This window comes from Lipingzhangella halophila (genome assembly GCF_014203805.1).
GTDB classification, from domain to species: Bacteria; Actinomycetota; Actinomycetes; order Streptosporangiales; family Streptosporangiaceae; genus Lipingzhangella; species Lipingzhangella halophila.
The window spans coordinates 1816174-1828627 of record NZ_JACHJT010000001.1 but is presented as its reverse complement, the minus strand read 5'-3'; the positions used below and the strand labels follow the sequence as shown (position 1 = coordinate 1828627).

General features: G+C 69.9%; 11 protein-coding genes. All 11 read right to left on the bottom strand.

All coding sequences use genetic code 11. The features are described from left to right. Positions 1-4 precede the first annotated feature (4 nt). The gene (gene rpoZ, locus F4561_RS08260; RefSeq protein WP_184576334.1) at positions 5-271 is read right to left on the bottom strand and encodes a DNA-directed RNA polymerase subunit omega; all 267 of its coding nucleotides are present in this window, start codon (positions 269-271) and stop codon (positions 5-7) included. An 86-nt stretch (positions 272-357) separates the two neighbouring features. Then, positions 358-948: a guanylate kinase gene (gene gmk / locus F4561_RS08255; RefSeq protein ID WP_184576332.1), complete on the bottom strand. Its 591-nt coding sequence runs from the start codon at positions 946-948 to the stop codon at positions 358-360. 288 nt (positions 949-1236) lie between these two features. After that, positions 1237-1557 carry an integration host factor, actinobacterial type gene (gene mihF / locus F4561_RS08250; protein ID WP_184576331.1) on the bottom strand — a complete coding sequence of 107 codons (321 nt, stop codon included), beginning with the start codon at positions 1555-1557 and terminating at the stop codon, positions 1237-1239. A 376-nt stretch (positions 1558-1933) separates the two neighbouring features. Next, positions 1934-2635: an orotidine-5'-phosphate decarboxylase gene (gene pyrF / locus F4561_RS08245; protein WP_184576329.1), complete on the bottom strand. Its 702-nt coding sequence runs from the start codon at positions 2633-2635 to the stop codon at positions 1934-1936. A gap of 254 nt (positions 2636-2889) precedes the next feature. Further along, entirely contained in the window at positions 2890-3837 is a 948-nt protein-coding gene (locus F4561_RS08240) for a dihydroorotate dehydrogenase (protein WP_184576327.1), read from the bottom strand. Between the two features lie 89 nt (positions 3838-3926). After that, positions 3927-4823, bottom strand: coding sequence for a dihydroorotate dehydrogenase electron transfer subunit (locus F4561_RS08235; protein WP_184576325.1), 897 nt, complete (start codon positions 4821-4823; stop codon positions 3927-3929). 60 nt (positions 4824-4883) lie between these two features. After that, a complete protein-coding gene (gene carB / locus F4561_RS08230; RefSeq protein ID WP_184576323.1) occupies positions 4884-8186 on the bottom strand; it encodes a carbamoyl-phosphate synthase large subunit in 3303 nt (1100 codons plus the stop codon). Between the two features lie 12 nt (positions 8187-8198). Beyond that, positions 8199-9344 carry a glutamine-hydrolyzing carbamoyl-phosphate synthase small subunit gene (carA, locus tag F4561_RS08225; RefSeq protein WP_184583365.1) on the bottom strand — a complete coding sequence of 382 codons (1146 nt, stop codon included), beginning with the start codon at positions 9342-9344 and terminating at the stop codon, positions 8199-8201. 99 nt (positions 9345-9443) lie between these two features. Continuing rightward, the gene (locus F4561_RS08220) at positions 9444-10775 is read right to left on the bottom strand and encodes a dihydroorotase (RefSeq protein ID WP_184576321.1); all 1332 of its coding nucleotides are present in this window, start codon (positions 10773-10775) and stop codon (positions 9444-9446) included. Beyond that, positions 10772-11713 (bottom strand): aspartate carbamoyltransferase catalytic subunit, encoded by a 942-nt coding sequence (locus tag F4561_RS08215; RefSeq protein WP_184576319.1) that lies wholly within the window; start codon positions 11711-11713, stop codon positions 10772-10774. Before F4561_RS08215 ends, F4561_RS08220 begins: the two co-directional genes overlap by 4 nt. Continuing rightward, the gene (pyrR, locus tag F4561_RS08210) at positions 11713-12348 is read right to left on the bottom strand and encodes a bifunctional pyr operon transcriptional regulator/uracil phosphoribosyltransferase PyrR (protein WP_184576317.1); all 636 of its coding nucleotides are present in this window, start codon (positions 12346-12348) and stop codon (positions 11713-11715) included. The genes F4561_RS08215 and pyrR overlap by 1 nt, the downstream gene beginning before the upstream one ends. Between the last annotated feature and the right edge of the window lie 106 nt (positions 12349-12454).

The window sequence follows — 12454 nt, the reverse complement described above, 5'->3', positions numbered from 1 at the left end:
TTCCTCAGGAGCCCTCGTACGGCTCGGCCGACAGCAGGCCGCCCTTGATCTCGCGAAGCGCGATGGAGAGCGCCTTCTCCTGGACCTGGGTCTCGACCAGCGGCCCCACGTACTCGAGCAGCCCTTCGCCGAGCTGCGCGTAGTAGGCGTTGATCTGCCTGGCGCGCTTGGACGACATGGTCACCAGGCTGTACTTGCTGTCGACGCACTCCAGGAGGTCGTCGATCGGCGGGTTGGTGATGCCTTCAGCGACGGGCTCGGTGCCTGCCACGTTGCGTACCCCTAGACGGTCGTGGCCCCGGATCGGGACCGTGGTTCGGGTGCGGTTGCGGAGACCCCGCAACCGGCACTCAGGTATCACACCTGTTGTGCCTGGATCAACGCTAGCAGTTCGGCGCAGACATCACGCACGGATGTGTTGATGAGTGTGGCGTCGAACTCCTTCTCGGCGGCGAGCTCGACCCGCGCCGTGTCGAGCCGGCGCCGCACCACCTCGGGCTCCTCGGTGCCGCGCCCCGTGAGCCGGTGGACCAGCTCCTCCCACGAGGGAGGGGTCAGAAACACGTGGAACGAGTCCGGCATGGACTCGCGTACCTGCCGTGCGCCCTGCAGGTCGATCTCCAGGAGCACTGGCGTGCCGGAGCGCAGCCGCTCCTCGACCGGGCGCCGCGGGGTGCCGTACCGGTTTCCCGCGAACGCGGCCCACTCCAGGAGATCGCCGTCGGCGACCATCCGGTCGAACTCGGCGTCGCTGGTGAAGAAGTACTCGACGCCTTCGGTCTCGCCCGGCCGCGGCATACGGGTCGTCACCGATACCGACAGCCACACCTCGGGATGCCACCGCCGCAGCTCGCGCACGACAGTGCTCTTCCCCACGCCGGACGGACCGGACAGCACAATGAGCCGTGGGGTAACCGAGGAGGCGGTACCGCTTCCAGGCGAAGGCAATGACGATCAGACTCTCAACGAATTCCCGCGAACGCGGGGACTGGAACAGGCGGCATCCGGTTCCCGGAACCGGCCGAAGCTTGGGCCCCGGGGGAGCACCGAGCCGGTGGTGATTGGTCTTTTATACCACCGTGCCGCGGCGCGACCGGTGGACTCACCCCCGGAAGGGCACGTCGCCCGGATCACACCGCGGCATGGCCGGTGTCCGTCACGGATCCCGCCATTGTTCGCTGAGAGCCGATCAGGGGTGCGGTTCCCCGAGACGGAGAACCGCACCGGCGCCCATATCTACTCGACGCCGCCGAATTCGCGCTCGAGAGCCGAACGCTGGTTGGCGCCGAGGCCGCGGACGCGCCGCGACTCAGCGATGTTCAGACGCTCCATGATCTGCTTGGCTCGGACCTTGCCGACGCCCGGAAGCGATTCAAGCAGAGCGGAGACCTTCATCTTGCCGATGACGTCATCGGTCTGTCCGTCGGTGAGAACCTCGGACAGCGATACTCCGCCGTGCTTGAGTCGGTTCTTGACTTCCGCGCGCTCCTTTCTGGCCTTCGCGGCTTTCTCTAGAGCCGCGGCGCGCTGTTCTGGTGTGAGGGGAGGAAGGGCCACGCCGGGTCACCTCGGTTTTCTCTCGTTTGTAGAGGGCGGACGCCTGCGCAAGTTAGTAGGTTCGGACCCTGTTCGGCAACGCAAAGTGGCCTTTCAAGCGCTATTTCATCCAATTAATTACGCTGCGCCACAATCTGATTGCACAGAGATGCTAAAACCGGGACTTCCGGCCTGGTCGGAGGCGCCGTCGCAGGTCCCCGCCACGGCTTCCCCAGAGTGACGCACCTCATGGCGGCCACTTTCGGTCGAGTTCTGGTTAAGCATCTACGCGACAAGAGTCGCGTCCGAAAATGATCACACAGTGACATAAGTCGATCGTCCACGACATCGCACTGCGGCCACGTACCGGCCGCCGCGACTCGCTTCAGACCCACCGTCATGCCGACGCGGTCTCCGAACGGCGCAGGGCGGCCGCGATCGAGGCAGCCGCCGCACCGGGATCCGGCGCGCGCGTGATGGGACGGCCGATCACCAGCAGGTCGGCCCCGGCGGCTAGCGCCGCCTCGGGGGTCGCCACCCGGGCCTGGTCGCCCTGGTCGGAACCGGCCGGCCGCACCCCGGGAGTGATCAGCGTGATGTCCGGCCCCACTTCGGCGCGCAGCGCCGCGACCTCGCGCGGCGAGCACACGAGCGCCTGCGCCCCGGCGTCCACCGCGAGCGCGGCCAGCCGACGAGCCGCGTCCTCGGCCGGCCCGCGGACCCCGACCTCCTCAAGCGCGGCGTCGTCCAGCGACGTGAGCACCGTCACCGCGGCGATCCTCGTCTCTGGCGCGGCGTCGACCGCCGCGGCGATCATGTCCCGACCGCCTGCGGCGTGCACCGTCAGGTAGGAAGGTCTCAGGCGGGCCACGTTGCGGGTAGCCCGTTCGACCGTGTCCGGGATGTCGTGCAGCTTCAGGTCGAGGAAGACCGACACCTTGTTGGCGCCCCGCACGGTGGTGACCACCTCGGGGCCGTAGCGCAGGTACAGCTCCAGGCCGACCTTGACCGTGCTGACATGCGGGGCCACAGCCGATGCCCATCGGGCTGCGGCTTCGATCTCGGGTGCGTCAATGGCGACGGCGATGGGCGCGGCCACGTTCGTCCTCCTTCTGAGCGTCATGGGTGAGCGGGGCGGCGCAGGCCGCAGTGGGATCCGTCCGGTTCCCTCCGATGAACAGCATTGACACGCTGCCACGTGCGGTTCCCCGGTTGCGCCGGTTCATGCACGCACCGGGTGTGATGTAGGTACGAGGCGCTCAGCCGGCCGTAGCCGCGCGTTCCGCCTCTGGGACACCGGGGACACTACCCAGCGTCGTCCCGGGCCGCAGCGGCTCGCTGGGGGCCGCGGACCTATCTTCCCAGGGCGGCCCCGTGAGGTCGGTGGGCCGCCCCCACCAGATCACCCACTCGGACCACTCCCCGGCTCTCGGTGGACTCCTCGAACTCGCGCAGGATACGAGCGCAGGCGGACGGGTCCGCGAAGTTCACGGTCCCGACGGCGACCGCCGTTGCCCCGGCCGCCATGAACTCCAGGACGTCGGTTCCGGTGCGCACCCCGCCCATGCCGATGATGGGGACGTCCGGCAGCGCGGCGTGCACCCGGTAGACGCAGCCAACGGCGATCGGCCGGATCGCCGGGCCGGAAAGCCCGGCCAGCCCGCCGGCCACCGCGGGCCGCAGGGTCGCCGGGTCGATGGCCATGCCGCGCATTGTGTTGACCATGGACAGACCGTCGGCGCGCGCCTCCGCGCACGCGGTGGCCAGGCCGACGAGGTCGGGGACGTCCGGGGCCAGCTTCGCGAACACCGGGATGTCGGACTGGGTGTGCGAACGCACGGCGTGCACCACGCGCGCCGCCTCGGCCGGGTCGTCGGTGAAGTCCCGGCCACTGTCCGCGGGGTTCGGACAGGACAGGTTGACCTCGATCATCGCGACCCCGGTCTCCTCGGAGAGCCGCCGCGCCAGCTCGGCGTACTCCGAGGCGCTGCCGCCGGCGATGGAGACCACCGCGTTGCCGCCCCGCGAAAGCAACCAGGGCAGGTCGCGCTGCAGGAAGACCTCGATTCCCGGTCCCTGCAGGCCGATGGAGCTGAGCATGCCGCTCGGTGTCTCGGCCACGCGCGGCGACGGCCGCCCGGCGCGCGGCTCCAGCATCACCGACTTCGTCGCGACCGCCCCGAGCCGGGCGAGGTCCACGAAGCGCGCGAGCTCACGTCCGGTTCCCGCGCATCCCGCCGCGGCCATGATGGGGTTGACCAACTCCATCCGGCCCAACTTGATCCGCAGGTCGGAACTCATTTCGCGGTGCGACCTTCCATCGAGGGGATGATTCGCGCGCAGCGCTGACATGATCTCGCGGACGCGGCGTGCCAGCCGTGCGGGGAGCGTCAGCCTGCTTCGCGGCCGGCGTTGCGGCCGCCGTCAGTCTGGGCCTTCCACCCGGGTGCACCAAGCGCGTCGAACGGGATTGTGCCGACGTCGTCGAAGCGCACGCGCTCTCCGCGGAACACCGGCCCGTCGACGCACGCCCGCACCATGCGTGTGATGCCATCATCCCCCACGACCGGGACGACGCAGCTCATGCAGATCCCCGTGCCGCAGGCCATGCTCTCTTCGACCGAGACCTGCGCGGGCATCTCGTAGGCATCGGCCACCGCGGTCACGGCCCGCAGCATCCCCATGGGACCGCAGGCATAGGCGACATCGGAGCGTGCGTCCTCGATGACCTGCCCGAGCGGGTCGGTCACCCGGCCGCGCACCCCGAATGAGCCGTCCTCGGTGGTGAAGGTGGCGGTCTCGGCGACCCGACGCGCCGTGATGGCACTGCACACCCGGTCGGCCGTCGCGGCGCCGAGCACGAAGTCCACCCGGCACCCGCGGCGGCGCAGCGCGTGCGCCAGCGGGAACAGCGGGGCGCATCCGGACCCGCCGCCGACCAGGACGCAGTTCACCGGGTCGCGTGGCAACGGGAACGGGCGGCCGAGCGGGCCCACGACGTCGAGCAGGTCCCGCGAACGGCGCTCCGCCAGCCACGAGGTGCCCGCACCGCGCACCGAGAAAAGGAACTCCACCGTACCGCCGTAGTCGGGCTTGACGTCGTGGATCGCGAATGGCCGGCGCAGCAGCAGGCCCGACTGCTCGCCGCCGACCGCCACGGCGAGGAACTGTCCGGACCGGAACCGTTCAGCGATGTTCGGCGCCACGACGGTGATCGCGTGGTAGGCGTCCACGCGGCGCACCGTCAGAACGGGGCTCCGCATTTGCACCGGTCCGGAATCGCTCACCCGTGGGTCCTTTGCTCGAACGGGACGTCACAAGGGACGCCGCACGCTCCCGAGTCCTCCTCAGCCCTCGCCGCCGCGCAGTGCCTCGGCGTGCTCCTGCAGCGACCGCACCCCGATATCCCCGCGGACCAGGGCCTCGATGCCCTGCACGGCCGCGGCCAGCCCCTGGACGGTCGTGACGCTGGGCACACTGCGGACAACCGCGGCGGTGCGGATCTCGTAGCCGTCGAGCCGCGGACCCGACTGCCCGGCACCACCGAACGGGGTGTTGACGATGAGGTCCACCTCGCCGTCGTGGATGAGTTGCACGATAGTGCGCTCCCCCTCGGGGCCGGGGCCCGCGCTGTGCTTGCGGACGACCCGCGCCGGGACCCCGTTGCGCCGGAGCACCCACGCCGTCCCCTCGGTCGCCAGGATCTCGAACCCGAGATCGGCCAGCCGCTTGACCGGGAAAACCATTGTCCGCTTGTCGCGGTTGGCCACCGAGACGAACACCGCGCCGGACTTGGGCAGCGGCCCGAACGCGGCCTGCTGCGACTTGGCGTAGGCGGCACCGAAGTCCACGTCGAGCCCCATGACCTCGCCCGTGGAACGCATCTCCGGACCCAGAACGGTGTCGACGCCCTCGCCCTGCCGGTCGATGAACCGGTTGAACGGCATGACGGCCTCCTTCACCGAAATCGGCGCGTCCATGGGGAGCGTCCCGCCGTCCCCCGCGGGGGGCAGCATGCCCTCGCGGCGCAGGTCGGCGACGGAGGAGCCGAGCATCACCCGGGCCGCCGCCTTGGCCAGCGGCACCGCGCTGGCCTTGGAGACGAACGGAACCGTGCGCGAGGCGCGCGGGTTGGCCTCCAGCACGTAGAGCACCCCCGACGCCAGCGCGTACTGCACGTTGAGCAGCCCGCGGACGCCGCAGCCGCGCGCGATTCCCTCGGTGGAGTACCGGATCCGTTCGAAGTCCTCGTTGCCCAGGGTCACCGCCGGGAGCGCGCACGCGGAGTCGCCGGAGTGGATCCCGGCCTCCTCGATGTGCTCCATGATCCCGCCGAGGTACAGCTCGTAGCCGTCGTAGATCGCGTCGACGTCGATCTCGATCGCGTCGTCCAGGAAGCGGTCGATCAGCACCGGGTACTCCGGGCTGACCTCGGCGTTGCGCGAGATGTAGTCGCGCAGCATGGATTCGTTGTAGACGATCTCCATGCCGCGCCCGCCAAGGACGTACGAGGGCCGGACCATGACCGGGTAGCCGATCTCGTCGGCGACCGTGCGGGCCTCGTCGAACGAGTGCGCCGTGCCGTGCTTGGGCGCCGGCAGCCCCGCGTTGGCGAGCACCTTGCCGAACTCGCCGCGGTCCTCGGCGAGGTCGATGGCCTCGGGCGTGGTGCCGACGATGGGCACGCCGGCCGCCTTGAGCTGGCGTGCCAGGCCCAGCGGTGTCTGCCCGCCGAGCTGCACGACCACCCCGACGACCCGGCCGGTGCGCTGCTCCGCGCGCACGACCTCCAGCACGTCCTCCAGCGTCAGCGGCTCGAAGTACAGCCGGTCGCTGGTGTCGTAGTCGGTCGAGACGGTCTCGGGGTTGCAGTTGACCATCACGGTCTCGTAGCCGGCCTCGGACAGCGCGAAGCAGGCGTGCACGCAGCTGTAGTCGAACTCCACGCCCTGCCCGATCCGGTTCGGGCCGGAGCCGAGGATGATCACCTTGGGCCGGGTGCCCTCGGGGACCTCGGTCTCCTCGTCGTAGCTGGAGTACAGGTACGGCGTCTGGGCGGCGAACTCCGCAGCGCAGGTGTCGACCGTGAGGTAGACCGGGTGGACCCCCAACGCGTACCGCAACTCCCGGATCACCTCGGCGGACTTGCCGACGATGCCGCCGATCTGCTCGTCGGAGAAGCCCAGGCGTTTGGCCGCGCGCAGCCGCTCGGCGTCCAGCATCGGCGCCTCCGCGATCTCGCGCGCGGTCTCCTCCATCAGCAGCATCTGGTCCAGGAACCACGGGTCGATCCGGGTGGCGGCGTGCAGCTCGGCCACGGTCGCGCCGGCACGCAGCGCCTGCTGGAGCTGGCGCAGCCGGTACTCGGTGGGGGTGGCGACAGCGCGCAGCAACCCGTCCTTGTCGCCCGGATCGCCCACCCAGGTGAACCCGACGTCGCGCTTCTCCACCGAACGCACCGCCTTCTGCAGCGCCTCGGAGAACGACCGGCCGATCGCCATGGCCTCGCCGACCGACTTCATGGTCGTGGTCAGGCCGGGGTCGGCGCCGGGGAACTTCTCGAACGCGAACCGCGGCACCTTGACCACGACGTAGTCGAGGGTGGGTTCGAAGCTCGCCGGAGTCTCGGCGGTGATGTCGTTGGGGATCTCGTCGAGCGTGTGGCCGACAGCCAGCTTCGCGGCGATCTTGGCGATCGGGAAACCCGTGGCCTTGGAGGCCAGGGCGGACGAACGCGAAACGCGCGGGTTCATCTCGATGACGATGATCCGCCCGGTCTGCGGGTGCACCGCGAACTGGATGTTGCAGCCACCGGTATCCACCCCGACCTCGCGGATGACCGCGATCCCGATGTCGCGCAGCCGCTGGTACTCGCGGTCGGTGAGGGTCATAGCCGGCGCGACCGTCACCGAGTCGCCGGTGTGCACCCCCATGGGGTCGAAGTTCTCGATGGAGCAGACGACGACCACGTTGTCGTTGCCGTCGCGCATCAGCTCCAGCTCGTACTCCTTCCAACCGAGGATCGACTCCTCCAGGAGCACCTCGGTGGTCGGGGAGAGCGCCAGCCCCTGGCCGGCGATGCGGCGCAGCTCAGCCTCATCGTGAGCGAACCCGGAACCCGACCCGCCCATCGTGAACGACGGGCGCACCACCACGGGGTAGTTCAGCTCCTCGGCGGCGTCCAGGCACTCCTGGAGCGAATGGCAGATGCGCGAGAGCGCCGACTCTGCGTCGATGCGCCGGACGATCTCCTTGAACGTGTCGCGGTCCTCGCCGGCCTGGATGGCCTCGATGTTGGCGCCGATCAGCTCCACGTTGTACTTGGCGAGCACCCCGGATTCGTGCAGTGCGACCGCGGCGTTCAGAGCGGTCTGGCCGCCCAGTGTCGGCAGCAGCGCATCGGGGCGTTCCTTGGCGATGACCTTCTCGACCATCTCGGGCGTTATGGGCTCCACATACGTGGCGTCCGCGAACTCCGGGTCCGTCATGATCGTGGCCGGGTTGGAGTTCACCAGAATGACGCGAAGCCCTTCCTCCTTGAGGACCCGGCAAGCCTGGGTCCCCGAGTAGTCGAACTCGCACGCCTGGCCGATGACAATCGGCCCGGATCCGATCACGAGAACGGAGGTCAGGTCACTACGGCGCGGCATTGTTGTCCTCGTCTACGGCTTGGCGGGTTCGGCGGGCTGGGGGGTCGGCTCGGAGGGGGCGGAGTGCCCGGACATCAGGTCGCAGAACGCGTCGAACATCTCGGCGGCGTCGTGCGGCCCCGCTGCGGCCTCCGGGTGGTACTGCACGCTGAAGGCGGGGCGGTCCAGCAGACGCAGCCCTTCGACAACGTTGTCGTTCAGGCCGATGTGGCTGACTTCGGCGCGCCCGTACGGCGTGTCGAACGGTCCGGTGGCGGGCGCGTCGACAGCGAACCCGTGGTTCTGGCTGGTGATGTGGACGCGCCTGTTGTGCACCTCGCGCACCGGCTGGTTCACGCCCCGGTGGCCGAACCGCAGCTTATAGGTTCCCAGGTCCAGCGCCCGGCCGAGGATCTGGTTGCCGAAGCAGATGCCGAACATCGGGATCCCGGCGTCAAGCACCCCGCGCATCACCGCCACGGCACCGTCCATCGCCGCCGGGTCGCCCGGACCGTTGCTGAAGAAGACCCCGTCGGGCCGTACACCCAGGATGTCCTCGATGCCCGCGTTCGCCGGCAGCACCGTGACGACGCAGCCGCGCTCGGCCAGCCGCTGCGGAGTCATGGCCTTGATGCCGAGGTCGACCGCGGCCACCCGGAACCGTGCCGGCACACCCTCGGGCGGGTCGACGACGTAGGGCTCCCCGGTGGTGACCTCCTCAGCGAGGTCAGCCCCGCTCATCGGCGCGCTGTCGAGCACGCGCCGCAGCAGACGCTGCGGGTCGGTCTCGGTGCTGCTGACCGCCGCGCGCATCGCACCCCGGTCACGCAGGTGCCGGGTCAGCGCGCGTGTGCCCGGCATCGCGATACCGACCACACCCTGGCGGTCCAGCTCCTCGTCCAGCGTGCGCTGCGCGCGCCAGTTCGAGGGGATCCGCGCCGGCTCGCGCACCACGTACCCCGCGACCCAGATCCGGCCCGACTCCGGGTCGTCGTCGTTGACGCCGGTGTTGCCGATGTGCGGGGCCGTCATCGCCACGATCTGGCGGTGGTACGACGGGTCGGTGAGCGTCTCCTGGTAGCCCGTCATCCCCGTGTTGAACACGATCTCGCCGAACGTCTCGCCCTGTGCCCCAAAGGACCGGCCATGAAAGACGCGCCCGTCCTCCAGGACAAGCATCGCTGGAACCTGCACCTCAAATCCCCCCTCGTTCGGGACAGCCGTGTGCCCCTGGGTCGCTCACCGCTCCTCGCTCACTGCACCGCCACCACAGCGAAGTCACTGGACCTTCCCTTCCAGGACGGTGGGGGTACCGCGCAGCAATGTGGCAGCCACGCTTCCCGGCAGGCGCATGCCCCGGTAGGGGGTGTTTCCACTCTTGGAAACCAGCGCGGCCGGGTCGATCTCCCTGGTAGCGCCCGCGTCATACAGCGTAATGTTGGCTGGCTCGCCGGGGGCGATCGGTCGGCCGTGCCCGCTCAGCCGCCCGATGCGCGCCGGCGCGAACGACATGCGATCGGCCACTCCGGCCCAGTCGAGCAGCCCGGTGTCGACCATGGTGTGCTGGACTACGGACAGTGCGGACTCCAGGCCCACCATCCCCATTGCCGCGTTGGACCACTCGGTCTCCTTGGCCTCGATCGGGTGGGGCGCGTGGTCGGTGGCCACACAGTCGATCGTGCCGTCGGCGAGCCCCTCGCGAAGCGCGCTGACATCCTCGGCGGTGCGCAGCGGCGGGTTGACCTTGAAGACCGGGTCGTAGCTCGCGGCCAGGTCGTCGGTGAGCAGCAGGTGGTGCGGGGCGACCTCGGCGGTGACGTCGCAGCCGCGGCTCTTCGCCCAGCGGATGATCTGGACCGACCCGCTGGTGGAGACGTGGCAGATGTGCAGCCGCGACCCCACGTGCTCGGCGAGAAGGCAGTCGCGGGCGATGATCGCCTCCTCGGCGACGGCCGGCCAGCCGCCCAGGCCCAGGCGGTCGGAGACGACGCCCTCGTTCATCTGGGCACCCTCGGTCAGCCGCGGCTCCTGGGCGTGCTGCGCGATCACGCCGCCGAACGCCTTGACGTACTCCAGCGCCCGCCGCATCAGCAGGGCGTCGGAGACACACACGCCGTCGTCCGAGAACACCCGCACCTCGGCGACGGAGTCGGCCATGGCACCGAGCTCGGCCAGCTGCTGGCCTTCGAGGCCGCGGGTGACGGCGCCCACCGGCTGCACGTCGCAGTAGCCGGCGTCGCGGCCGAGCCGCCAGACCTGCTCCACGACACCGGCGGAGTCGGCCACGGGGTCGGTGTTGGCCATCGCGTGCACGGAGCTGTAGCCGCCCATAGCGGCGGCGCGGGCGCCGGTGGCGACCGTCTCGGCGTCCTCGCGGCCCGGCTCGCGCAGGTGGGTATGCAGGTCAACCAGGCCCGGTAGGGCGATCAGGCCTGTGGCGTCGATAACCTCGACCGCTTCGGAGTCCGCTCCTGGCGACGCGTCGCCTCCCATGGCCGCGATGGCGCCGTCGCGGATCAGGATGTCGGTGGGGTCCGGGCCGCCGCCGGCCACACGCGCCCCGCGGATCACACGCACCGGCGTACTCGCGGTCGTGCTGGTCTGGGTCATCCCTGCGCCTCCTGGTTTCGCAATGCGGACTCGGATCCGCCGAGCAGCAGGTAGAGCACGGCCATTCGGACGCTGAGGCCGTTGGTCACCTGCTCGGTGATGGTGGACCGCGGGGAGTCGGCGACCTCGGCCGAGATCTCCATCCCGCGGATCATCGGCCCCGGATGCATGACGATGGCGTCGCTGGGCAGCTTGGCGAAACGTTCACGGTCCAGGCCGTAGCGGCGGCTGTACTCGCGCGCGGTGGGGAAGAACGCATCCTTCATGCGTTCGGCCTGGACCCGCAGCATCATCACGACATCGGTCTTGGGCAGGACGTCGTCGAGCCGGTAGGAGACGGCGCACGGCCAGGTGTGCACCGAGACGGGCACCAGGGTAGGCGGGGCTACCAGGGTGACCTCCGCGCCGAGCGTGTGCAGCAGCACGACGTTGGACCGGGCCACCCGGCTGTGCAGGACGTCGCCGACGATGGTGACGCGCAACCCGGCGAGGTCGCCCATGCGCTCGCGCATCGTGAAGGCGTCCAGCAGGGCCTGGGTGGGGTGCTCGTGCGTGCCGTCTCCGGCGTTGACGACGGCGCCGTCGACCCAGTTGGCCAGCCGGTGGGCGGCCCCCGAGGCGCTGTGCCGGATGACCACGCCGTCGGCCCCCATGGCCTGGAGGGTGAGCGCGGAGTCCTTGAGGCCCTCGCCCTTGGTGACGCTGGACCCTTTGGCGGAGAAGTTGATGACGTCGGCCGAGAGGCGCTTGGCCGCCAGTTCGAAGGAGGTGCGCGTACGGGTGGAGTCCTCGTAGAAGAGGTTCACCACCGTGCGTCCGCGCAGCGTGGGGAACTTCTTCACCGAGCGCCCGCTGAGCTGGGCGAGCTCCTTCGCGGTGTCGAGCACCAGGATGGCCTCGTCGTACGAGAGGTCCTCGGCGGAGAGCAGGTGTCGCATCAGCGGTCCCCCTCGGAAACGGTCCGGGGCTTGGCCGGGCCGACGAGAACGGCGTCGCGGCCGTCGAGCTCGTCGAGCAGTACCGTCACGTTCTCGCGGAGCGAGGTCGGCAGGTTCTTCCCGACGTAGTCGGCGCGGATGGGCAGTTGGCGGTGACCGCGGTCGACCAGGGTGGCGAGCTGCACCGCGCGAGGGCGCCCCAGGTCGTTGAGCGCGTCGAGCGCGGCGCGGACGCTGCGGCCCGAGAAGAGGACGTCGTCGACGATGACCACGACGCGGTCGTCGATACCGTCGGCGGGAATATCGGTGCGTCCGAGGGCGCGCGCCGGGGCCAGCCGGAGATCGTCGCGGTACATCGTGATGTCGAGCGATCCCCACGGGACGTGCCGGTCCTCAACCCGCTCGATGCGCTCGGCGAGCCGGCGGGCCAGGGGGACTCCGCGGGTCGGGATGCCGAGCATGGTGACGCCCTCGCCGCCCTTGGTGCGCTCCAGAACCTCGTGGGCGATCCGGGTCAGTGCCCGGGAGATCTCCAGATCTTCGAGGACGGCCCGGGTCCCTTCGAGGTCGGCGCGCGGTGGCGCGTCCTCGCTTCGTGCGTCCGCATCACTATTCGCGTACTTGTTTGCACACACAGTGATGACCTCCTTCCCTGCCTCACTGGACAGGCCGTTAAAGGATGTCGATTGGCTTCACGCTATCAGCGCGTCTCAGGCCGCCCTTCCAGCACGTGGGGCCAAA